We start from the raw sequence: 23734 nt of genomic DNA, 5'->3' as shown, positions 1-23734 counted from the left end.
TAAAGTCATTGGAATTATTATTAGTGAGCATGATGATCTATTTCGGCCTTCATCTCAATAATGACGAAATCCCGATCCTGCCGTTCGACCTTGACCTTGATCTCATCCCCTGCACTCAAGGCGGAAATTTCCACATCATCAGCGGCGCTGAACGCCATGGTCATCGCTGGCATATTGAGGTGTTCAATAGCCTCGTGCTTCAGAACCACTTCTTTGTGCTCTAAATCCACTTCTACCACTTCGGCACGCACAAACTCTGCCTCCGCATGTTTTTCCGAGTGGGCATGGCCGTGTTGATGGTGCGAATGCTCCTGATGTGCCAGGACAGCGCCATTCACGAAAAAGGTTACTGCCACAGCAGTGATTACCTGACTAAATGTCGACATTTAAAGCTCCTTTACTATTAAATTTAAGTTTCAACTCTTCACGCCAGCTATACAGCACTGGCACTACAAACATCGACAACACCACGAAGGTCAAACCGCCCACCGTAGGTATTGCCATTGGAATCATTAGGTCAGCACCCCGCCCGGTCGCTGTAAGGACAGGAAAGAGGGCTAAGATGGTCGTCGCACTGGTCATCAGACAAGGACGTACACGCTGCAGACCGGCCTCTACAGTACGTTCACGCACACTGGCTACGGTATCGCTGACACCTTCACTGAATCGCTGCTTCAGATAAGTAGCCATGACGACACCGTCGTCAACGGCGATGCCGAACAGCGCCAGGAAACCTACCCACACCGCAACACTTAAATTAGTCACCTCGAACTGGAAGATTTCACGCAGCGTGACTCCCTGGGTAACCAGGGGAATGCTAAAGTTGGCAAACCAGGACTGGCCGTATAAGTACAGCATGATAAAACCGCCGCCCCAGGCCACAGCGATGCCACTAAACACCATCAGCGCAGTGCTAACTTCTTTAAACTGCAAATACAGCAGTATGAAGATCAGTATCAGTGACAGCGGTATCACCAGCTGCAAGGTCTGCATGGCGCTTTGCTGCTGCTGGTAACTACCGGCGAAGCTGTAACTCACCCCCGAGGGCAGACTTAACTCACCACGCTCCTGGGCCCGTTTCAGGTGATCGCTTGCAGCCTCTACCGCTTCCACTTCGGCATACCCGCCGGTGGAGCCAAAGGTGACATAAGCGGTGAGGAAGGTATTTTCCGAACGGATCATCTGCGGACCACGCGTGTAAGTAATTTCAGCTACCTCAGAAAGCGGTATCTGGGCACCATTAGCCGCGCTAATCAGAGTCTCATACATGGACTCGATATCGTCACGGCGCTCACGCTGGTAGCGCACCCGAATCGGATAACGCTCACGACCTTCAATACTTCGAGTCACTTCCACACCACCCAGCGCTGCAGCTATTGTGTTCTGCACTTTTTCAACACTAAGACCATAACGCGCTAACTGGTCGCGCCGCAGATTAATCTCCAGATAAGGTTTGCCGACCACACGCTCAGCACTAACCGAAGCAGCATTAACTCCTTCTGAGTCGCGCAGCACCCCTTCAATATCAAGGGCTGCCTGCTCCAGAGTTTCTAAGTCCGGTGCCTGTACTTTCACACCCATCGACGCTCGCATACCGGTTTGCAACATCAACTGCCGGGTTTCAATAGGTTGTAGACGTGGTGCTGAGGTCACTCCGGGCACTTCCGCGGCGGCTGTAATTTCGTTCCAGATATCGGCCGGGCTTTGTATATGATCGCGCCACTGGCGATACGGGCGTCCACGACGATCGGCGATTAACTCTCCATCGCTATCGCGCGCAAAGTTGCCGTCAGAATCGGTTCTGAAATGCATTCTGCGACCATTTTCGTCAGTTTTGAACTCGCTTTTATAGTTGATGATGGTTTCAATCATCGATACAGGAGCAGGGTCCAGGGCCGTTTCTGCGCGTCCGATTTTACCCACCACAGATTCCACTTCCGGAATGGCGGCGATGGATTTATCCTGCTGACTCAATACATCCAGTGCTTCACCAATTGAAGCGTGCGGCATGGTAGTCGGCATTAACAAGAAAGAGCCTTCGTCAAGGGAGGGCATGAATTCACGGCCTAAGCCGGGAACAATGGCGAGTCCTCCAATGATTACCAGCACTGGCAGCGCCAGAAATGCTGCTTTAAAACGCAGGCACCAGCGCAGCATCGGTTCGTAAAAACGAATAATGACAGCGAAACTACCCACCACAACGGTGAACAGAATCATTACAAAGAGCACGTTGCGTATGGTTCCGGCTGCCGGACCTAGAGGTTCCCATAGGTTCGCCAGCACAATAAGCACTATAAAGGTAAGTACGGCATACAGAATACGGTAGGCCTTGCGCCGGGCTTCCAGCCAGGCATCTATTCTTTTAAAGCGATCGCTGAGTAAAATACGTAACATGACCGGCACCACGACCAGCGCCAGCACCACAGCGGCAAGTAACACAAGGGTCTTCGTATATGCCAGTGGCGTAAATAATTTGCCTTCGGCTCCGGTCATAGTGAACACCGGCAGGAAACTAATCACTGTGGTCGCTATGGCGGTCATGACCGCAGGACCTACCTCTTTGGTACCGCGCTGAATAATTTTGCCGATTTCGCTATCCGGGAACTGTTTTCGTAGCCTTAAGATATTGTCAGTGACAATAATCCCCATATCGACAATGGTACCTATCGCAATGGCGATACCCGCCAACGCCACAATATTCGCTTCCACTCCAAGCACCCGCATGCCAATAAAGGACATTAATACCGCCAGCGGCAGCATAGTCGCGACCGTAATGGCTGAACGCAGGTGTAAGAGCAGAATCATGACCACAGCAGTGGTCACCAATAATTGCTGGGCCAGCGCGTCGTTCAAAGTGCCCAGCGTTTCCATAATCAAGGTAGAGCGGTCATAAAAGGGCACCACGTTGATTTGACTCAGATTCAGCCATTCCGGCCAACTGTTCTGGGGGTGCGCCTGCAACCATTCAGCCCAGGCGCGCTGATTATGATCATCAAAGTTGAGGGTGCCAGTTTGGTAACTCGGCAATTGCTGACTGGCTGCAAACTCCTGCACTTGCTGAGGACTAACTTCGTCCCAGTCAATCACGGCACGCGCCGGCATGCTGTCAGCTATTTCCGCGATACGTGCTTTGGTATTTTCAATAGCTTCAAGAGGGTTGAAACCTTCACGTACCGTAACTACCCCGCCGACAGCTTCAGCACCGGCAACGTCCAAAGCGCCGCGACGCTCAGCAGGACCAAAACCAACAGTCGCCACATCAGAAACCAGTATCGGCGAATTATCACCAGCTAAACGCACTACGGCGCTTTCGATATCTTCCAGTGACTTGATAAAACCAACACCGCGAACAATATATTCCACCTTGTTGATTTCGGTGGTGCGCGCGCCCACATCGAGGTTCGATTGCTGAACTGCGGTCATTACCTGTTCAAGGGTCACGTCATAATAGCGCAGCGCATCCGGGTCGACATCGATTTGATACTCGCGAACGAAACCACCTACTGAAGCGACCTCAGAGATGCCTTCCGCCGCCAGCAGCGCATAACGCAGATACCAATCCTGCACCGAACGTAATTCATCCAGATCCCAGCCACCAATAGGGTTACCCTGAGGATCTCTGCCTTCCAGCGTATATAAATAAACCTGACCAAGCCCCGTGGCATCCGGACCTAACGCCGGTTGCACACCCTCAGGTAAAGTACCAGGTGGCAAGCTGCTGAGTTTTTCCAGCAATCGTGAACGCGACCAGTAAAATTCCACATCGTCATTAAAAATGACCGCAATGCTGGAAAAACCAAACATCGACAGCGTGCGCACGTCTTTGACGCCCGGCACCCCCATCATTTGTACCGACAAGGGGTAACTGATTTGATCATCCACATCCTGGGGCGAACGACCTGGCCACTCGGTATATACGATCTGCTGGTTTTCTCCGATATTCGGAATCGCATCTACCGCGACCGGTGACCGCGGCATGCCGGTGTCCCAGTTAAAGGGCGCCACCAATATGCCGGTGACCACCACAATCACTGCCAGTAAGCCAACTACAAGCTTATTCTGTAACAGCCAGTTCGTCATAATTAGTGACCTCCGTGGCTGTTTTGATTCGCTTCAAAGGTTTCAACGCGGTCACCGCAACGCAGCATACTGCCCCCAAAATAAGGGTTCAGCAGGCGGTTATCCGGTTGTAGCCAATAAGCACCCTGATTATCAAAGGCCATGGGACAGAACATCAGATAGGCATCCACTTCCAGGTAATCAGCTCGTGCGAGCGCAATCATTCCTTGCGAGTGCACATGAAACAACTCACGAGCCTGGTCGAGACTGCCCACATGGTGAGCATGACCGGCGCCGGCGCTTAACTCGTCATGTACGTCATGCATGTTGTGTGGCCAGCTAATCCCATCCGCAGCTTCATAAAACTGCTCTGCGGCTTCCTGCCAGGCATCAAGGTCATCGCTCTGCAACGCGTCCCACATTGCAAAGTAATGTTGCGGAAGGTCATTTAACTGCAGACTCTCGCCCGCTGGCACCGTAAGTTCTTCATGTTCAGCGTGCGTAGCTTCCTCTTCTGCCATCGCTCCGTTTCCTTGACCATTCCCGTGATCATGGCCAACTGCACCGCCACCCTGAGGTGCCATCATGCTCGGCCGCCCGCGCAGTTGCAGTTCGCTGTCGATACGAAATGCACCACGACTTACGACAAGATCACCTTCTTCCAGGCCACTCAGCACTTCATAGCTATCCCCCAGTCGACGGCCGATATCTAGATTACGCGCTTCAAATTCGCCACTGTCTGCGGCCACCCGCACATAAACAACGGCACGATCGCCGGTCAATAAAGGAGCCGATGCAGGAATCGTCATTACGTCATCGACGTCAATATCGACAGTCGCGCGAACAAATGAACCAGGAGTAAGCGAATGTTCGCCAGCGTTAACAGCCACCCGAACTTCCCGTGTACGACGCTCTGCATCGATACGTGGGCCTAAGGATTCCACAACGCCTTGCATCTGTTCATTCGAAGACTGCAGCTTAAACTCAAGCTCCTGTCCTACTTCAATATATTGCAGATCACGTTCAAACAGCTCGAACACCGCCCACAATCTGTCCTGGTCAGCCAGCTCCAGCACCGTATCGCCAGTATTCACATAATCGCCCTGCGCCACATTACGGTTTACCACCAGGCCTTCAGACGGCGCATGAATAGTGACCCGATCGCTGGCTTCGCCACTTTCAATAATGGCTTCAATTTGGCTCCCGGAAAGACCCAGTAAACGCAAGCGTTCCCGCGCTGCACGCAACGTGGTTTGATTTGAATCCGCTAAAAACGCCGGCGCTTCGCGCTGTGTCTGCGCATAAGCCTGAATTAACTCCTGCTGCGCCACATACAGCTCAGGGCTATACAGCTCAACCAGTGGGTCTCCAGCTTCAACATAAGCACCGGTATAGTTCACATGCAGATGCTCAATGCGCCCCCCCGTCCAGGCACTGATTGCCGTGAGCGAACGCTCGTCAAAATCAAGTGAACCTATTAAACGCAGTTGCCTTGTCGCCGGGCCTCGCTGTACCACATGAGTTTGCAAATCAAGCAGCGCCAGACTGCGGCCGGTAAATTCAATCCGCTCCAGGTCATCTTCACGGGCTGCGCTACTGGCTACAGGTACAAGTTCCATACCACAGATAGGGCAACGGTCATTCGGGTCGGTGGAACGGAAACTTGGGTGCATCGAGCAGGTATATTGCTGCTCCCCTTCTTCAGCAGACTGACTAACAACTGTCTCCTGGTTATGATCGTGGTCGTGACTGTCATCGTGCGGAGTCTGAAAAGACACGCCCAGTGCGGTAATACCCACAACAATGGAAATAAAAATAACGGCAATGACCGTGACTGGATTCTTAGTTTTCATAGTTAACCTCGACTTGGGTCATTGGCGTACTGACGGAAGGTATCAGTGCATGAATGCTGGCAACGGCAGCTAGCTGGTTAGCCAGTGCCCGGCGATATGCCAGTGCAAAGCTCAGCCACTCGCGCTGGCTGGTAATAACGTCGGTAAAACCCGCCGTTCCATTTTGATAGTTACTTAATGTGGTCGCGACCGCTTGTTCCGCTCGGGCAACAAGCACATCGCCATAGAGCTCACGGTTACGTTCCGATTCCTGCCATTGATAGATAGCCATGCTTAAGTCAGCCTGGACCTCAAGTTCAGCCGCCTGCAATTGCTGTATGCCCGTTTTAACATTGGCATCAGCCGCTTCCCGCTGAGCGCGGTAGTTTGAGCGCCAGATAGGCAAAGAAACGGACAGCATACCAGCCACCGTGTCCGAGGCCATGGCAGTGTTCATGTACTCAGCACCAACCATCAGCCTTGGCTGACCAGCAGTACCGGCAATATCCTGCGCCACCAGCATGCTTTCCACTTCAAAGCGGGTCGCCAGCAAAGCTGGGTTTTGCGCTTTCAGCTGTGCGTAAAGTTGATCAGGCTGTGCTGGTAAGTGCGCGAATTCATGATGCGATTGAATCAGTGAATACTCACCTTCAAACTCCGCGCGGGCATCGCGACCCAGTGCAGAATTAAGCCGGGCCCGTTGCGAGAAAAGCATGGAGTCCAGGTTCTGATAGTCACTGCGTGCTTCATCCAGCGCATTCTGAGCGCGCAATAAATCCGGCATGCTGACGGAACCAGCAGAGTAACTCCGCTCTGCAACAGCGGTAAACTGCTCCAGCAACTGAATCAAGTCAGCTTGCAAGCGCTGGTTTTCCTGCACATACAGGTATTCACTAAATCCCTGTACCACATTAGCGGCCAGATCAGCCTTTGCCTGCGCCAACCGCGCCTGGGCGGCACGTTCAGCTGTGCGAGCCTGCTCTATGCTCATCGCCCGGCGACCAAAAACAGGAATTTCCTGGGAGATGCCCAACGTTTGATAATCAGCATCGTTAAGACCCTGACTAAAATTCAACTGGGGATCAGCAAAAGCGCCCGCCGCGATAGAATTGGCACGAGCCCTCTCTAACTGGGCTTCAGCAGCTAATACGCTCGGATGGTTTTGCTGGGCATAATGAATCAAATCAGCAATGTCAGCGTCCACAGGCAGCGGCGCAGACTCCGCGAGAACCTGTTGGTTCAGCGACTCATAATCCGGGCTGTAACTAGCGCAAGCAGTTAGCGCTAAGGTTGCAAAAACCGTTATAAAACGGGTGGTGCGGGTAATAATCGACATGCAATATCTCCTGCATTCTCAACATGACCGGCGCTCGCTCAGGCAAACGTCCGGAACCTAAATGTCGGAATCAGGAAATAATAGGTGGTGGTGTGGGTTGCCCCGATAAGAGTTGGTAAAAAGAAGATTTGCCTACTACGGAAAACGTGAAGGCAGCATGAGAGTGAGTCTGCTGCATCGTCAGTGCTGCTGATGAACCATGATCAGACATCACGCAATGACCGCAGTCCGGCGGACAACTTCCGCATTCAGGACTACCGGCCGTGTCTTCACAGCAATCATGAATCACTTCAACAGGCGCTGGACTGGTCATCGGACAGTGTTCGCCATCGCCGGTCATCTGAGCCGACATATGCTGCTCATGCTCAGAAGCCGACTGCATCATGCTCGCGTGATGGACACTATCAGCCGCCATACTGCCGGAAAAAGGCAGACTCAGCAGTGAAAATATTGTCATCAGCACGATCCAAGAACGCATCGAAAACTCCCATGAATAGAAACTGTACTATACCCCCTGCCCACGTAAATGCAATATGTGTCGAGCTGCCGAAGCTAGTTATTACGCTAAACCGTAAATAAGATAAGTTTACGCTATAGCGTTTATTGACAAGAATTACTATGTAGCGTATTTTTTAGATATTACGCTAGAGCGTATTCATAAGGCGACTCGATAATGAACATTACCCGACCGGAACAGTTAAGCACCTTCATAAAGGAACAGCGAAAGAAGGCAGGAATGACCCAGAAACAAGTTTCTCAGCTTGTTGGTATTCGTGTTGCGACAATTTCGGATTTCGAAAATAAACCCGAGTCATGCAAACTCGAAACGTTTTTTAAAATTCTTGCTGCGCTAAACTTACAACTCGATGTTACCAGTCGAAACAAGGATGTAAGTCATAAACCCGACAATACTAAGTCATGGAACGAGGGATGGTGACCAATGAACACGCTCGATGTCTATATGAACGGCATAAAGGTTGGTGAGTACACACGCACTCAGAGTGGTGCAAACAGCTTCACCTACGATAAGAACTGGCTGAATTCCAAGGGTAAACGCGGTATTTCGTTATCCTTACCGCTGCGCGAAGCACCGTATAACGGCGCTGAAGTGTATAACTATTTCGACAACCTGCTACCCGACTCACGAGAAATCCGCGACCGAATTGTTGCTCGCTATAACGCCGACTCAACCGAGCCTTTTGATATTTTGACTCAGATTGGCAGAGATTGCGTAGGTGCGGTTCAACTCGTCCCCCATCGCTCAGCTCCGCCCAATGTAAAACAGATCCAGGCGAAACCTTTAAATGATGAGCAAGTTGTGGACATCTTAAAAGGTTATCAATCGAAGATACCGCTTGGGATGTTACCAGACGAGAACGATTTCCGTATTTCATTAGCGGGAGCGCAGGAAAAAACCGCGCTTTTATATCAGGACGGACAATGGTGCCTGCCGCTTCATGCCACACCCACCACTCACATTATAAAGCTGCCTATCGGGGAAATTCAGTCTCATGACCGTGTCATAGATATGACGCACAGTGTCGAGAACGAGTACCTTTGCCTGAAGATTGCCCGGGAGTTTGGCTTTCAGGTGCCAGACTGCGACATCATTACTCCGCATGACATGAAAGCACTCGCTGTAAAGCGCTTTGACAGAAAGCTCGCAGCTGACGGTTCCTGGATCATGCGGTTACCTCAGGAAGACTTCTGCCAGGTGACTGGCACATCGCCAGCGAAAAAATATGAATCGGACAAGGGGCCAGCCATTAGACAAATTATGAAAGAGTTAATGGGTTCCCAGAATCCCATTGCGGACCGAAGCGAGTTCATGCGCACCCAGGTACTATTTTGGCTACTCGGTGCTACCGATGGGCACGCCAAGAATTTCTCAATTTTCATTCAACCAGGCAACCAGTATTGCCTGACCCCGCTGTACGACATTATCTCCGCCTACCCTGCTATCAGCAAAAAAGGACTGCATGAGCGCGATCTAAAACTGGCCATGTCTTTAAAAGGGAGTCGAGGCCGCAAATACCAGTGCATGATGATTCGAAGAACCCATTTCCTGGCCACAGCAAAAGAAGTAGGCTTCAGCGAAGACTCCATGAACGACATGCTCGATGACATGGCTTCAAAAACAGAACAAGTCATCAACCGCGTTGCAGCCAACCTGCCCAAAGACTTTCCGGCATTCATTTCAGAGCCAATATTTCAGGGCATGCGTAAGTTTAGCGAAAGGCTTTTGGGTTAGGTTTAACCTTTCCCCTGAAATAACACCACACAACAATAAGCTATGCAGTTTTGTGACAGACTCCTAGGAAATAAGGTTCCATCCACCTGCGTTGCTAAATATCTGTTACACAGAATTATATACAGGTAAAAAGTTAGCCATAACTATCAAGGAAAGCCTTTAAAAATGGTGGCCCCTCCCAGACTTGAACTGGGGACCTACCGATTATGAGTCGGGCGCTCTAACCAACTGAGCTAAGGGGCCATCTTTGTTTGCAGCAGTTGAGACCTGCTACTGTAGGATGCTTTTTGCAAAGCCGTGGGAGTATACGAAAAAGTAGCCGTGCTGTGCAACTGTTGAACGTCTAAGTGCTTTCTTTTTATTCGTTATTTCATCCCTGACTGAAGCGATACCTGCCTGTTAGTTTCTTTTTCCACTTTTACTTTCCCTGAAGCAACGTGCGTCATCACCCCATTAACAAAAAACTTACAATTGGGGTGTTGCCTGATTGTTGTTTTAATGTAATAAACAAGGAGCTTTTACTACTCAATAAGCATATAAATCCATGATTAAGTAAGGATAATTTACATGAAATCTGCATTTAGATTCTCGCTTTGTGCTGTAGCGATCAGTTCTGCCTTTGCCTCCCCCTCCCTTCTCGCTCAGCAACAAGCTGCCGAAGCCGAGCCAATGGAGAGAGTGCAGGTTACAGGCTCTCGTATAAACCGCACTGATGTCGAAGGAGCGTCGCCGATCTCTATTATAAATCGCGATGAAATTGACGCATCAGGTTACACCAACCTACAGCAGATACTTGAACGAATGCCTTCCGCGGGGGTTGGAACTTTTTCCACCCGTGGTAACAGCCAGGATTCAACGGCGAATGGCGGTGCAGCGATCAGTCTGCGCGGTCTTGGCAGTGATGCCACACTTGTATTAATTAACGGTCGCCGGGTGGCGGTATCTTCGTTCGCCGAGGGCGTAGCAAATTCCTTTGTCGATATTAACTCCATTCCAGTAGCCGCTATTGAGCGAGTTGAAGTGCTTAAAGATGGTGCCTCGGCGATTTATGGCTCGGATGCGGTGGCAGGCGTAGTTAACATCATTCTGCGCGATGACTTTGTCGGTACTGAAGCCGCTATCAGCTACGGTGGTACCACCGGCCCGAACTATGACGAAACCAACCTCAGCACTGTATGGGGTGCCGGGGACAGCGACAGTAACACCACGGTTATTTTCGATTACTTCAAAAACGGTTCTATTATGGGTTCGGAAATGGGCCGTTTTGGGACCGCTAATCAGGCCCCGTACGGTGGCCTGGATTTACGCTCCTCACGTGGTTTTCCCGGTAACTTTGTTGTCGACGGAGAGGTTCAGATCGACCCTGATTGTCCGGCAGACAGTACGTTCGGTGTTACCTGTGTCTATGACTACGGTCCTTTTACAATGACCATTCCAGAAGCAGAACGCATGGGCGCCATGGTGCTCATGAACCGTCGTTTAAACCGCAACCTTGAAGGCTATGTCGAATTCAACGCCCAGCATAACCGTTCCAAAGCAGGTGGTGCGGCGACGCCATTGGATGGCGATGCTGGTCTTACCGTCCCCGGCGACCACCCTGACAATCCTTTTGGTCAGGATGTGGAAATTAACCGCTTTCGCACGGTCGACGCTGGACCTCGGGTATGGAGTATAGAATCAGACACCTTACGCTTAGTCACTGGTTTACGTGGTGATCTGGGCACCTGGAACTGGGATGTTGCTTTCCAGAAAGGTCGTAACGCCTCATTACAGACCGGCGGCCGGGATCAAGGCTGGGTCCGGACAGACATGCTACAGGAAGAAATCAATGCTGGCCGTTACAATCCGTTTGGCGGAACTGTCAATTCGCCTGAGGTTATTGATGCGATTACCACTTCTCTGACTCGTCGTGGTAAATCCCATATTACTTCTGTGGATGGCAGCATCGCAGGTGAAGCATTTCAGCTTGGTGATCATTACGTTTCAATGGCGGCTGGTTTTGAGTACCGTGAAGAAGATGTCTTTGACCGCCCCGACGATCAGTTCCAGCGCGGTCTGATATTTGGTACCGAGTCAGTTCAGGCTGAAGCTGAGCGTGAACAATGGGCTGCGTACCTGGAATTCCTGGTGCCATTGACTGACGACCTGGAATTTACGGCTTCAGGCCGCTACGACGATTACAGTGACTTTGGATCTACCTTTAACCCTCAGTTTAAAGTGCAATGGCGAGCGACAGAAGAGGTAAGGTTCCGCGCTTCTTACGGCCAGGGTTTCCGCGCGCCTTCACTCGCACAAATCGGTTTGGGCCCTTCTGAAGTTTCTCAGTTCTTTACCGATACCTACCGCTGTCCTGATAACGACCCCAATAATCCAGCCTGCGGTGCTACGGATTATGTAATTGTGTTTACTGGTAATGAAGATCTGGATGCGGAAGAGTCAGAGAACTGGAATATTGGCGCTGTGTGGCAGATCAATCAGGACTGGGATTTGGCCTTCGATTACTGGTCCATTACCCAGGACAATAAAATCGACCGTAACGACTTTGAAGCTGTGTATCAGGAACACTGTAATGATCAAGACAGTACCGTGTGCGTCCGCCAGCCTCCACAACCTGGCAATGAATTAGGTGAACTGTCTGTTATTTACAATAGCTACGTCAACGTCAGTTCTCAGGAGGCGGCCGGTATCGACTTTTCGACGAATTACCGGGTGCCCTTTGATTTGTATGGCGACCTTCGTCTTTCACTCGACTGGTCATATATGACTCATTTTGAGAAAAATGATATTGATTACCTGGGCGAATACAACTACCCGAAAAACCGCTGGACCGGCAGTGCTGACTGGACACGGAATGGCTGGGGGGTAACAGCAACGGTCAGTTACATAGGTGAGTTTCAAGACTACAAACCACCGCAGGAAGTTGAAACAACCAGTGTACGCACTGTCAGCAGTCAGGCCTTGCTGGACTTACAGGTACGTTATGACCTCACTGAGTCACTACGTATGTCCGTCGGTGGCACTAACGTGCTCGATGAAGAGCCACCTTTTGCCATCGGCGATATGAACAACGATCTTTATGGTTATGTTTCTGGTGTGCATAACCCACGAGGCCGTTTTATTTATGCTCGCTTAAATTACAGCTTCTAAAATTGAGGAAAATAATCTCAATAATAAAAAACCCCGCTTTCATAGCGGGGCTTTTTTTATTTACGAAGCGGTCAGTTTACTCGTCCAGGAAGCTCTTCAACTGCTCAGAGCGGCTTGGATGACGAAGCTTGCGTAGTGCCTTGGCTTCTATCTGACGAATTCGCTCACGGGTTACGTCAAACTGTTTACCGACTTCTTCCAGAGTGTGGTCAGTGTTCATATCGATACCAAAACGCATGCGCAGCACTTTAGCTTCACGAGCGGTGAGGCCGCCTAACACATCACGCACTGAATTCATCAGGCTCTCAGAAGTTGCCGAATCGACCGGCAGATCCAAAGTGGTGTCTTCAATAAAGTCACCTAAGTGCGAATCTTCATCATCCCCTATCGGAGTTTCCATGGAGATTGGCTCTTTGGCGATTTTCAGCACTTTGCGGATCTTGTCTTCCGGCATCAGCATACGTTCTGCCAACTCTTCCGGTAAAGGTTCGCGACCCATTTCCTGCAGCATCTGACGTGAGATACGGTTCAGTTTGTTGATCGTCTCAATCATGTGCACCGGAATACGAATAGTACGCGCCTGATCCGCAATAGAGCGGGTAATGGCCTGACGTATCCACCAGGTCGCATAAGTCGAGAACTTATAACCGCGACGGTATTCGAATTTATCTACGGCTTTCATCAGACCGATATTACCTTCCTGGATTAGATCCAGGAACTGCAAACCACGGTTGGTGTATTTCTTAGCAATTGAAATAACCAGGCGCAGGTTGGCTTCGACCATTTCTTTCTTGGCGCGGCGCGCTTTGGCTTCACCAATCGACATGCGACGGTTAATTTCTTTTACTTTGGTAATGGTTAAGCCAGTTTCAACTTCAATGGATACCAGCTTTTGTATGCAACGGTCCACTTCACTGCGCTGTTCAGCCAGCACTGCTGAGTAATCATCGCCTGTAGCAACCAGCTGATCAAACCAGGACATGGAGTTTTCATTACCAGAAAACGCCTGTACAAAGGTGCGCTTAGGCACATTTGCCTGATCCAGACACAGCTTCATAATCAAGCGTTCCTGAACGCGTACCCGATGCATCATCTCACGCATGTCACGTACCAGGCGGTCAAACTGCTTAGGTACCAGACGGAACTGCTTGAATAAATCGCTTAATTTGTCGATCTCAACACGCGAACGTTTATCATCACGTCCATGCTTGGTAATAATAGCGCGAGTGGCTTCGTACTGAGCTCGCAGGGCCCCGAACTGCTCGCGGGCAAATTCCGGATCTATACCGCCATCATGCTGCTCTTCTTCTTCCGCATCGTCGTCATCAGCGTCGGCAAGTTCTTCGGTGCTTAATTCAGAACCTATATGAGTCGCACTGACAGGCGCGGCGTCCACTTCATTCGGGTCGATAAAGCCAGAAATCATTTCGGTAATACGAATTTCTTCAGCTTCGTAGGCATCCCACTGCTCGAGCAGGAAGTTAATTGCTTCAGGATATTCAGCTACTGAACACTGAACCTGGTTAATGCCTTCTTCAATGCGTTTGGCGATCTTGATTTCGCCTTCACGGGTCAGTAGTTCAACCGTGCCCATTTCACGCATGTACATGCGAACCGGATCTGTGGTGCGGCCGATTTCACTTTCAACGGTGGCTAGAGCCGCGGCGGCAGCTTCGGCTGCATCTTCATCCGCGGAGTCTTCGCTCATCATGAGGTCATCAGCATCCGGTGCATTTTCGAACACCTTAATACCCATGTCGTTGATCATTCGAATGATATCTTCTATCTGATCCGAATCAACGATATCTTGTGGTAAGTGGTCATTTACTTCCGCAAAGGTTAAGTACCCTTGCTCTTTCCCTTTACCAATAAGGAGTTTTAATTGCGACTGCCGAGTCTGCATACAGGCGTTCACCTCAGAAAATGACTTTAATAATGGATTGAATGACCGGTTAGTGTACCAAAAAAGTGCTATTTAAGCCAGTTTTTGTTCGCCAGTAAGGCTTAGCCCAAATGTTAGTTACCTGCGCTTTAAAAGCTTCACCAACTGATCCAGTTCCTGTACTTTGCCTCTATCCAGTTCCTCGTTGCCTAAACTTTGCAGTTCATGCAGTCGCTGTTCCAGATAGCTATCAATTAAAAACAGATAAGTTTCAGAGAACTCCTGTTCTATATTTTCTTCTAATACTTCATGTTCCCAACTAGCTAAGCGACGCAGGCTATCAGCATATTTAGTATCCCGCCAGCTTTCCAGCAACTGAGCTGTATTCACCGACTTGTCTGCGCATTGCTTGTGCAGCGCTACGAATATCTTTGCCCCTTCAGCCTTCAGGTTCACCAGCTCTTCATGAACTGGTACCCGCTGCCCAAGATATGGATACTGCACCAGCAAACCCATCGCCCGTAATACCGGAGTCATTCGTCGTTGTTCGCGTTTACCCCCGCTGTTCTCAACTTTTTTACCAGGTACCAGACGTTCTACCTGGGAACGTTCACGGCCCAGCACATTGGCTAGCCGTTGCATCAATGTTTCACGATAAAAGTCACTGGCTACCTGGGCAATTAACGGCTTGGCTTTACCCACTAAAGCCGATTTACCAGCGTCAGTGCTGATATCCATAGTTGCTGTCAGGTGCTCAAAGAAGTAATCGGTCAGTGCCCGGGCATTCTTTAACTGTTTTTCAAACCCTTGTTTGCTCTCGCGCTGAACCAGCGAGTCAGGGTCTTCGCCGTCGGGGAGGAACAGAAAGCGCATATCAATGCCGTCACGCAACAAGGGTAGCGCATTTTCCAGCGCACGCCAGGCAGCTTCGCGACCCGCACGGTCGCCATCAAAGCAACAAATGACCAATGGGGTGTGGCGAAACAACAACTGCAGATGGTCACTGGTGGCCGCCGTTCCCAACGAAGCTACGGCGTTTGTCACGCCGTGCTGAGCCAGCGCGACGACATCCATGTAACCCTCAACCAGCACTACACTTTCAATGTTCTTATTTGCTTGTTTCATTTCCCAGAAACCGTAAAGCTCGCGTCCCTTATGGAATACGCGGGTTTCTGGCGAATTTAAATATTTAGGCTCGCCTTTGTCCAGCACCCGGCCACCAAAACCGACTACCCGGCCGCGCCGGTCGCGGATAGGGAACATAATGCGGTCACGGAAAAAATCGTAACGTCGGCCGCTGTCATTTTCGGTAATCATTTTCAGCGCCAGCAACTGTTGCTGCTGAGGTTTGCTTTTACCAAACTGCTTTAAAATACTATCCCAGGCGTCTGGCGCATAACCAATACCGAAATGTTTGACCGTCTCACCGGACAGGCCCCGGCCTTTAAGGTAACCAATCACGCGCTCTTTCTGTTCATTGCTACGCAACTGCTGCTCGAAAAACTTGCTGCACGACTCGAGTAACGCATAGTCATCAGCCTGCTGCTGTTTATCAACAGCGGGACCGCTGCCGGCGCTGCCCTTCTCTCGCGGTACATCCACACCCAGCATTGATGCCAGCTCTTCCACGGCGTCAGGAAAATCAAGACCGTCATATTCCATCAGAAAATCAAGGGCATTGCCGTGAGCACCACAACCGAAACAGTGATAAAACTGTTTATCCGGAGCGACGGTAAAAGAAGGGGATTTTTCATTATGAAATGGACAGCACGCCTGGTAATTACGGCCCGCTTTTTTGAGCCGCACACGACTGTCTACCACTTCCACCACATCGGCGCGTGCTAACAAGTCCTGAATAAAGTCTTTAGGTATTAAACCTGCCATATCATTACTTTACTCTTACCATGCAAAAAACGGTAACCATAAAAAAACCGTGCTAAAGCGCACGGTTTTCTGCCTGTCTGGCGGTTTTTTTAACGGCGCCAGAACAGGACGCCGGAAAGAAAACTTTTAGTACATACGCACGCGACGAGCATTCTCGCGCGATAGCTTCTTAGCATGACGCTTAACAGCTGCTGCTTTCTTACGCTTGCGCTCAGCAGTAGGTTTCTCGAAGAATTCGCGACTGCGAACTTCAGACAACACACCTGCTTTCTCACAAGAACGCTTGAAACGGCGCAGCGCTACGTCAAATGGTTCGTTTTCTTTCACTTTAATTACTGGCATTAAAATCTCACCTCAAAAAATACTTTGGCTGCTGGTTAACTTTTAACCGATACGAATAAAATTGGTGCTGAATTTTAAACAAATAAAAGCATGCTGTAAACCCCAAGATCAGATTTAGATCGATAACTGCCTGGCTTTATTTGTCTTCCTTCCACACACTTTTGATAGTTTTAGAATGAAGAATCAAGGTACTAAGGGAGTTTTGGTACTCGCGATTGCGTTTGTCCAGTGCCAGGCCAATCAATGCTCGCTTTTCGCCCAACAGGCGACAGCTTCTGACTTCACTCAGGACATTCACTAATTCCTTACCCTCATCCTTTATCGACAGCTCAATAAGCTGGTTCATCAACGACGATTGCGGGCATGGTAATGTCATTGTGGTTTCGAAAGCAATACCGGTTTTCGATAAATCCGTAACCCGGCCAGTTAAAGCTTTGAAATCCGGGTCCAGACCTATGGGTTTAGCCACTTCATCAGTAAAGCAAAGAGAGGCATCAAGTTCCACCTCAACACGCGGAACTTTGCGCAGTGATCGTTCTTCAAAGGTGTCGGGATAACTCATATATAAAGTGCGATAGGGCCGCGATGTTGTCCCCAGAACCCGACCCGTGGCTGCATACACCTGGCCGTGATCAAGCACCCCTCGCATCACCAGACCTATGCTGTTATTAAACCAATCCTGCAATTCCGACCAGTTATATTTACGGGGGAACTCAATAATTAAGTATTCACCCTCTCGCTGGCCTACCCAGGTACCACGCACTCGCTGATTCGAGGTTCCGAACTTAATTTCAATATCGACTGGAAGAGTTTTCATAACCGACGATAAACTGGGGTTGCTCATTCACACCTCATTTCTGGGCCATAAGCTATTAATTTACAATAACCTGATTTCATTGGCGACCCGACTACAATCAAACTAGTTGTTGCGAACATGATAACTCAATAGAAGAGGAGTGAGAACGACGACCGCACGTCAAAGGCTGGTAGTCGAGCATGCGTTAATGTCGTCGCTCTCGAATGCTATCCTGCAAACAAACAGCCAACTTTTAAGCTATCCTATTTTCTATTAAAATCAAATAGATAACGAGATACCTATCAGGGAAAGTCGTAACGTGACGTCAGTTGACGTCCATTATCGTAATTCTTTACAAACTAAGATAAACTGACTTGGCGTATATAAAAGAGCTACAGGTCAAGGACGCTACATGAGCCATTATGATGACGAACCTACTTTTGAGCCCGGCAAAACCCCAGCTACCACAAAACCAGGCCCCCAATTCCCACATCCCATCAATCCACGTTATAAATGTATCGAGCTACTGGGTCATGGCAGTGGTGGAGCGGTTTACAGAGCCTATGACCAGCAATTACAACGCGATGTAGCCATTAAGTTCATTCATCTGCAAAACGTAATTGAGCGGCGTCGTCTGCTCGCTGAAGGCCGGGTACTGGCACAATTAGATCATCCACACGTCTGCAAAGTCTATGAAGTAGTAGAAGATGGTGATGCTGTTTATCTGGTCATGTCATTCGTTAATGGCAGTCATCTGGGCGAATGGCGGCAACAATTCAGCACTGAAAAACAGGTTCAGTTAATTGCTCAGATATGCGACGCCCTGGCCGCAGCCCACGATAAAGAAATCGTACATTGCGACGTAAAGCCGAATAACATTGTACTCAAACATAGTGACTCAAGCGCGTTATCAGCGGTACTGGTAGATTTCGGAGTCGCCCACAGCGCCAGCCTTCTCAGCTCACAAAGCGGTGCGGGTACTCAAGCCTACATGGCCCCGGAACGGCAACAAAACGGTGCAGATAACCTGCATCCGACAGTGGATATCTACAGCACCGGAGCTACCTTACTATTCCTGCTCACGGGTCAACCGACTCTGCAAAGTCTGGAGCAGTCCGATATAGCTGACGACCTCAAGCGTATTATTCATGCCTGTATGCGCACTGACCCAACGCAGCGCTATCAGAACATGCGTACGCTAAGCCAGGACTTGCAAGCCTGGTTGAATAAACGGCCTATTTCTCTACGCCGTTCTCCAGTTTACAAAGCGCATATGGGCTGGCGTCGAAATCGTTGGATACGGGGCACCAGTGCTATCGCCGCAACGGTTGCGGTAGCACTTTTTATTGGTGTGTCGGTTTATCAGGACACCATGCAACAGCGTCAGCTGGAACAGCTGGAAATACGCGAACAGGTTTCTTATAGCGAGGCCCGTATAGACGCCATTTACCGCTCGCCGCTGCACAACACACGCCCCGAACTGCACCGCTTGCAACAGGAAGCTCAGCAATGGCAAGCCGAAGCTGTTAACCAGCCAGACTGGCTGGCTGCTTCTAATTATGCGGCAGCAGGTCGTATTTTTCTCTATCTGAATGAAAATGAAAAAGCTCTGGAGTCACTCACTCAAGCCTGGCAACTTGGTGACCACTCTGGCCTGACAGCTATGTCACTGGCCCGTGTTTATAAACGTTTATATGCCATCGCCGAAGCACAGGCCCGTAATCTCGCTAATGCAGAGTCTCGTCAGAATGCCCTGGATAAAGCACACCTGGATTATCAAGCTCCTGCACTGGACTATTTAGACCAGGCCCAGGACAGCAGTTTACCGGACGCATATGTCGCCGCCATGCGTGCTTTTTTGCAAAATGAACACCAGCAGGCTTTAGCCCTGCTGGCTGCTGATAGTTACCCGTATTGGTTCTATCAGCGTTTCCAGTTAGCCATGTATATTCAACAAGGTATTTTCAACGACGCCTCTCTGGGTCGTAATGACCACTCCATTGAGCATACACTGGCAGAAATAGAGCACACCTATCAGCAGCTGGTTGCCCGGGTACCCAGCCATTTTGACTCTCACCTTAAAATGGGTGCTGTGTACAACGAAATGCGTGGCAGCGACAATAACCCTTCTGACGAGCATGTTCAGAAAATAAAACAAAAACTCGATATTATGGCGGTAATTGACCCTACACACCCGCGTTTATACCATCTGTCAGCACTGATCGACCGCATCCAGGCGCTACAGGCCTTGCAACAACTGGAAGACTACGAGACTCACTTCAACCGCGCACTGCGTAATAATGAATTGTCACTACGTGAAGCCAGAGAACGGCAATGGCCTGAGCAGCATATTGTGCGTCTGCTAACGTCGACCCTGAATAACCTGACCTCGTACAGCACGGCGCTGAGTAACTCCAATAAAAGCTCAGCTTCGCTTCGCCACCGTTACTTCACGCTCATGCAACAAGTGCCTGAAGAACACCGAGGTGCCCGTCATTATATGAACCTGGCGGATAACCACTTCGCTATGGCCTACGACTACCACTACGATGAGCGGGCGCAGGAGCACCTTAAAATTGGCGACCAGGCTTATATCAAAGCACGTCAGATAGCGCCGACGGTTGCCGGTATGCATGCAAATCATGCCCGTCAGCTAGCTCTGTGGCCATTTCACTCCCCTCGTTCGGAGGCCATCAATAAACTGCACGCGGCTCAGGAAGCTATCGATCAATCCGATGAAATGGCACCCGGCAATTCCATCATCCTTTACAATAAAGGCCATATTTACCGGGGCTTAGCCAATAACCTGAAAGGCGCGCAAGCGGCTGCAGCTTTGCAGGTTGCACTCGCCAGTTATCAGCGTGCTCTGGATATAAGTCCTGGCCTGGAATACGCCAGACAGCAAATTGCTGATATTTATCTGTATGACTACCCATTATTAACGAGCTCCCCATCTAGAAAAGAAAGACTCACTCAGGTAGACAACATCCTGCAGCTTGAGCGTAATGATCTGCCACCTTTTACGCTTCAACGAAAGGCTGAGCTTTTACGCTTTCAACTTAAAACTGAGACTGAAAATAAGCAGCAACATATAGCCCGGTTAGTGAAGGTCGCTGAGGAACTGCAACAGACACAAAGCAATCATATTTTCGATATTGTAGCGAATAGCCTGCTAGCCACGGCTGGCAATTTACCGGCTGAAGAAGCGACTCCGCTAACTCAGCATGGACTGCGTTTATATGATGAGTATTTCAATGACAGTTCAAGTCCAGACAATCCACTTATGCATACAGTGGTTCATGTGCGTGCCTACTTTGCCAGGTGGCGCGAAGTAAAAACAAGCGCAGAGGTGGCCGGGCAATACCTGGCTCGTCTGGAACAGCTCTGCGAGAAGTCACAGCAACTGGTGCAACAGGATAAACTGGATAGCCGTCGTCGAAAGGAGATTACGTCAGCCTGGAACAGCGTAAATCAGCAGGCTGATATTAGCTGCGAACTACGCTCGAATGATAATACCGCCCTCACCATATACGGTGGGGTCCACTTCGCCGTCCTTAACCTCGTGAATACTGAACCTGTGATCCCCGGGCTCTTTTAACTCCTTAAGATCAAACACTTTTGCCTCCTCTGGAGCCAGCTCAATAACAGTATCTGAGTTTGAAAAATGCACTTCCGCGCTAAGCTGGGTAAAGTTTTCAAAACGCGCTTTACCTTTTAACGATGACACTTCATTTCCATCCGGAAAAGAGCAGGTCAAGTTGTCACCAATAGTGACCCGAATTACAACTGATTGCAGTTCTGACATAGCTGGTACTCCTGAGAAACCGAAAAGTTACTGAAATATCTACTATTAAATTTAGCACAGTAAGCAGAATATGCAGCTGGCAGACAAAGCCATACGCTTGCCGTATAATCGCCTGCAACTTATTGAATACCCGAATCCGGGAATGCTGAACCCATACAAGTGACCTGTATATGAAGTTTGAATTAGACAAAACGATTGGCCGCGCCCGCCGCGGGCGTATGATCTTTGAACGTGGAACGGTAGAAACACCTGCCTTTATGCCGGTAGGCACCCTTGGCACAGTGAAAGGTATGACACCGGAAGAATTAAAAGAAACAGGCGCGCAAATTTGCCTGGGTAATACTTTTCATCTGATGTTACGCCCTGGCACTCAAATAATTCAGCAACACGGCGACCTGCATGACTTCATGCACTGGGACGGCCCTATTCTTACTGACTCCGGTGGGTTTCAGGTTTTCAGCCTAGGAGAACTTCGCAAAATCACTGAAGAAGGGGCAACGTTCCGCTCGCCAATTAACGGCGAAAAAATTCTATTAACACCTGAAAAGTCGATGCAAGTCCAGCGTGAACTAGGCGCTGATATCGTCATGATCTTCGATGAGTGCACGCCCCATCCGGCCACCACCGAAGAGGCAGAAACATCAATGCAGTTGTCGCTACGCTGGGCACAACGCTCCAAAGAAGCGCACGAAGGCAACTCCGCAGCACTATTTGGAATTATCCAGGGCGGTATGTACGAAGAGTTACGTGACGTGTCGCTGAACGGTCTCACTGATATTGGCTTTGACGGCTATGCAATTGGTGGGCTGTCTGTGGGTGAACCCAAAGAAGACATGATGCGCATTCTGGACCATACAGCCCCGCAAATGCCAGAAGACAAACCACGTTATCTGATGGGCGTTGGCAAACCAGAAGACTTAGTAGAAGCAGTGCGCCGTGGCATTGATATGTTTGATTGTGTCATGCCAACCCGCAATGCGCGTAATGGCCATCTGTTTGTATCAGAAGGCGTACTTAAAATCCGTAACGCCAGACACCGCACGGACACCAGTCCACTGGATGCCAGCTGTGACTGTTATACCTGTAAAAACTACTCGCGGGCTTATCTGCACCACTTAGACCGCTGCAATGAAATTCTCGGTGCGCGCCTGAATACTATTCATAACCTGCGCTTCTATCAAAACGTGATGCAGGGCTTACGCGACGCAATTGCCACCGATACTCTGGATCAGTTTGTTGCTGAGTTCTACGCTAGTCGCGACCTTCCGGTCCCTGTTTTACCCTGGGAAGAAGCATAAGCGCCAGCCTGAAACCGCTTAGGGCATGCGCGGCGCCCTAAGCGTGTATGAACATGGCATCGCCATAACTGAAGAAACGATACTCCTGCTGCACTGCCTCATCATAGGCCGCGATAATATGCTCACGCCCGGCAAAAGCTGAGACCAGCATCAGCAATGTCGACTCCGGTAAATGGAAATTAGTGAGCATGGCGTCGACCACCTGAAACTCATAACCTGGGAAAATGAAAATATCAGTTTCCTCAAAGAAGGGTTGCAAACCTTCGCTACCGCTAGCCTGAGCCATGGACTCCAGTGAACGCACCGAGGTAGTGCCAACCGCAATAACCCGTCCACCGCGCGCTTTAGTCGCTTCTATTGCGGCTATACAAGGTTCTGCAACTTCAGCATATTCGCTATGCATCACGTGTTCTTCAATGCTCTCTACCCGCACAGGCTGAAAAGTACCCGCGCCCACGTGCAGGGTCACATAGGCAAATTCAACGCCTTTATCGCGTAATGCCTGCAAAATCTTATCATCAAAATGAAGGCCTGCCGTTGGCGCAGCCACAGCTCCCGGCTTGCGGTTATACACTGTCTGATAACGTTCCCGGTCACTGCTCTCGTCCGGCCGGTCAATATAGGGCGGTAACGGCATGTGTCCGTGCAGTTCAAGGATGTTCAGAACACCTTCATTGCCAGCAAAGGTTACTTCAAATAAGGTGTCCTGACGCCCAGTCACTTCCGCTTCGACAATGCCTTCAAGAAGCAGCTGAGTACCCGCTTTAGGGGCGCGGTTGCAGCGCACGTGAGCCAGTACACTATGCTCGTCCACAATACGCTCCACCAGGATCTCAACCTTGCCGCCGGAAACCTTTTGCCCCAGCATACGCGCGGGTATGACCCGGGTATCATTGAATACCAGTAAATCACCCGGTGCGACTAAATCGACGATATCGCGAAACTGACGATGAGTCACCGCGCCACTTTTTGCATGCAGGTCCAGCAACCTACTGGCACTGCGTTCCGCCTGAGGATACCGGGCAATAAGTTCATCCGGCAGCGTAAAGGTATAATCAGAAACTTTCATGGTCACGCTCAGGCAACTCCAGAGTAGCTTGCA

General features: G+C 49.9%; 15 protein-coding genes and 1 tRNA gene. 5 read left to right on the top strand and 11 right to left on the bottom strand.

What is annotated here, in order from left to right:
- Positions 1 to 20: 20 nt before the first annotated feature.
- From CWE09_RS10680 to CWE09_RS10660, 5 genes are all read right to left on the bottom strand, one after another.
- Positions 21 to 386 carry a copper-binding protein gene (locus tag CWE09_RS10680; protein WP_126804041.1) on the bottom strand — a complete coding sequence of 122 codons (366 nt, stop codon included), beginning with the start codon at positions 384 to 386 and terminating at the stop codon, positions 21 to 23.
- Complete coding sequence (locus CWE09_RS10675; RefSeq protein WP_126804040.1) at positions 373 to 4080, bottom strand: efflux RND transporter permease subunit; 3708 nt, start codon at positions 4078 to 4080, stop codon at positions 373 to 375. The genes CWE09_RS10680 and CWE09_RS10675 overlap by 14 nt, the downstream gene beginning before the upstream one ends.
- A gap of 2 nt (positions 4081 to 4082) precedes the next feature.
- A complete protein-coding gene (locus tag CWE09_RS10670) occupies positions 4083 to 5912 on the bottom strand; it encodes an efflux RND transporter periplasmic adaptor subunit (protein ID WP_126804039.1) in 1830 nt (609 codons plus the stop codon).
- Positions 5902 to 7227, bottom strand: a complete 1326-nt coding sequence (locus tag CWE09_RS10665) for a TolC family protein (RefSeq protein ID WP_126804038.1) — start codon at positions 7225 to 7227, stop codon at positions 5902 to 5904. The genes CWE09_RS10670 and CWE09_RS10665 overlap by 11 nt, the downstream gene beginning before the upstream one ends.
- Before the next feature lie 70 nt (positions 7228 to 7297).
- Positions 7298 to 7705 (bottom strand): hypothetical protein, encoded by a 408-nt coding sequence (locus CWE09_RS10660; protein WP_126804037.1) that lies wholly within the window; start codon positions 7703 to 7705, stop codon positions 7298 to 7300.
- 195 nt (positions 7706 to 7900) lie between these two features.
- Between CWE09_RS10660 and CWE09_RS10655 the strand changes: the two genes are divergently transcribed.
- Together CWE09_RS10655 and CWE09_RS10650 are read left to right on the top strand one after the other, a co-directional pair.
- Positions 7901 to 8164, top strand: coding sequence for a helix-turn-helix domain-containing protein (locus CWE09_RS10655; RefSeq protein WP_126804036.1), 264 nt, complete (start codon positions 7901 to 7903; stop codon positions 8162 to 8164).
- A gap of 3 nt (positions 8165 to 8167) precedes the next feature.
- Positions 8168 to 9478 carry a type II toxin-antitoxin system HipA family toxin gene (locus tag CWE09_RS10650; protein WP_126804035.1) on the top strand — a complete coding sequence of 437 codons (1311 nt, stop codon included), beginning with the start codon at positions 8168 to 8170 and terminating at the stop codon, positions 9476 to 9478.
- Between the two features lie 166 nt (positions 9479 to 9644).
- On the opposite strand, the gene CWE09_RS10645 is transcribed toward CWE09_RS10650, so the two are convergent.
- Positions 9645 to 9721: transfer RNA gene (locus tag CWE09_RS10645), tRNA-Ile, on the bottom strand.
- Between the two features lie 324 nt (positions 9722 to 10045).
- Here CWE09_RS10645 and CWE09_RS10640 point away from each other — a divergent pair.
- A complete protein-coding gene (locus CWE09_RS10640; protein ID WP_126804034.1) occupies positions 10046 to 12625 on the top strand; it encodes a TonB-dependent receptor in 2580 nt (859 codons plus the stop codon).
- A gap of 76 nt (positions 12626 to 12701) precedes the next feature.
- Here CWE09_RS10640 and rpoD read toward each other — a convergent pair whose 3' ends face one another.
- The 4 genes from rpoD to CWE09_RS10620 all read right to left on the bottom strand — a co-directional run bounded on the left by rpoD (position 12702) and on the right by CWE09_RS10620 (position 17577).
- Positions 12702 to 14528 carry an RNA polymerase sigma factor RpoD gene (gene rpoD / locus CWE09_RS10635; RefSeq protein WP_126804033.1) on the bottom strand — a complete coding sequence of 609 codons (1827 nt, stop codon included), beginning with the start codon at positions 14526 to 14528 and terminating at the stop codon, positions 12702 to 12704.
- 117 nt (positions 14529 to 14645) lie between these two features.
- Positions 14646 to 16391: a DNA primase gene (gene dnaG, locus CWE09_RS10630; protein WP_126804032.1), complete on the bottom strand. Its 1746-nt coding sequence runs from the start codon at positions 16389 to 16391 to the stop codon at positions 14646 to 14648.
- 126 nt (positions 16392 to 16517) lie between these two features.
- The gene (gene rpsU / locus CWE09_RS10625) at positions 16518 to 16733 is read right to left on the bottom strand and encodes a 30S ribosomal protein S21 (protein WP_126804031.1); all 216 of its coding nucleotides are present in this window, start codon (positions 16731 to 16733) and stop codon (positions 16518 to 16520) included.
- 136 nt (positions 16734 to 16869) lie between these two features.
- The gene (locus CWE09_RS10620; protein ID WP_126804030.1) at positions 16870 to 17577 is read right to left on the bottom strand and encodes a flagellar brake domain-containing protein; all 708 of its coding nucleotides are present in this window, start codon (positions 17575 to 17577) and stop codon (positions 16870 to 16872) included.
- Positions 17578 to 17941: 364 nt separating this feature from the next.
- Between CWE09_RS10620 and CWE09_RS10615 the strand changes: the two genes are divergently transcribed.
- Positions 17942 to 21127: a serine/threonine-protein kinase gene (locus CWE09_RS10615; protein WP_126804029.1), complete on the top strand. Its 3186-nt coding sequence runs from the start codon at positions 17942 to 17944 to the stop codon at positions 21125 to 21127.
- 377 nt (positions 21128 to 21504) lie between these two features.
- Positions 21505 to 22632: a tRNA guanosine(34) transglycosylase Tgt gene (gene tgt / locus CWE09_RS10610; protein ID WP_126804028.1), complete on the top strand. Its 1128-nt coding sequence runs from the start codon at positions 21505 to 21507 to the stop codon at positions 22630 to 22632.
- Positions 22633 to 22669: 37 nt separating this feature from the next.
- Here the strand turns inward: tgt and queA are convergent, their stop codons facing one another.
- Positions 22670 to 23701, bottom strand: coding sequence for a tRNA preQ1(34) S-adenosylmethionine ribosyltransferase-isomerase QueA (gene queA, locus CWE09_RS10605; RefSeq protein ID WP_126804027.1), 1032 nt, complete (start codon positions 23699 to 23701; stop codon positions 22670 to 22672).
- Between the last annotated feature and the right edge of the window lie 33 nt (positions 23702 to 23734).

The sequence above is a fragment of the Aliidiomarina minuta genome, assembly GCF_003987145.1.
Taxonomy (GTDB): Bacteria; Pseudomonadota; Gammaproteobacteria; order Enterobacterales; family Alteromonadaceae; genus Aliidiomarina; species Aliidiomarina minuta.
This window is presented reverse-complemented; position numbering and strand designations above follow the sequence as displayed.

Bases quoted from the DNA above. Each gene is read 5' to 3' on its own strand.
- CWE09_RS10680 (WP_126804041.1), bottom strand. From the start codon at position 386: ATGTCGACATTTAGTCAGGTAATCACTGCTGTGGCAGTAACCTTTTTC.
- CWE09_RS10675 (WP_126804040.1), bottom strand. From the start codon at position 4,080: ATGACGAACTGGCTGTTACAGAATAAGCTTGTAGTTGGCTTACTGGCA.
- CWE09_RS10670 (WP_126804039.1), bottom strand. From the start codon at position 5,912: ATGAAAACTAAGAATCCAGTCACGGTCATTGCCGTTATTTTTATTTCC.
- CWE09_RS10665 (WP_126804038.1), bottom strand. From the start codon at position 7,227: ATGTCGATTATTACCCGCACCACCCGTTTTATAACGGTTTTTGCAACC.
- CWE09_RS10660 (WP_126804037.1), bottom strand. From the start codon at position 7,705: ATGCGTTCTTGGATCGTGCTGATGACAATATTTTCACTGCTGAGTCTG.
- CWE09_RS10655 (WP_126804036.1), top strand. From the start codon at position 7,901: ATGAACATTACCCGACCGGAACAGTTAAGCACCTTCATAAAGGAACAG.
- CWE09_RS10650 (WP_126804035.1), top strand. From the start codon at position 8,168: ATGAACACGCTCGATGTCTATATGAACGGCATAAAGGTTGGTGAGTAC.
- CWE09_RS10640 (WP_126804034.1), top strand. From the start codon at position 10,046: ATGAAATCTGCATTTAGATTCTCGCTTTGTGCTGTAGCGATCAGTTCT.
- rpoD (WP_126804033.1), bottom strand. From the start codon at position 14,528: ATGCAGACTCGGCAGTCGCAATTAAAACTCCTTATTGGTAAAGGGAAA.
- dnaG (WP_126804032.1), bottom strand. From the start codon at position 16,391: ATGGCAGGTTTAATACCTAAAGACTTTATTCAGGACTTGTTAGCACGC.
- rpsU (WP_126804031.1), bottom strand. From the start codon at position 16,733: ATGCCAGTAATTAAAGTGAAAGAAAACGAACCATTTGACGTAGCGCTG.
- CWE09_RS10620 (WP_126804030.1), bottom strand. From the start codon at position 17,577: ATGAGCAACCCCAGTTTATCGTCGGTTATGAAAACTCTTCCAGTCGAT.
- CWE09_RS10615 (WP_126804029.1), top strand. From the start codon at position 17,942: ATGAGCCATTATGATGACGAACCTACTTTTGAGCCCGGCAAAACCCCA.
- tgt (WP_126804028.1), top strand. From the start codon at position 21,505: ATGAAGTTTGAATTAGACAAAACGATTGGCCGCGCCCGCCGCGGGCGT.
- queA (WP_126804027.1), bottom strand. From the start codon at position 23,701: ATGAAAGTTTCTGATTATACCTTTACGCTGCCGGATGAACTTATTGCC.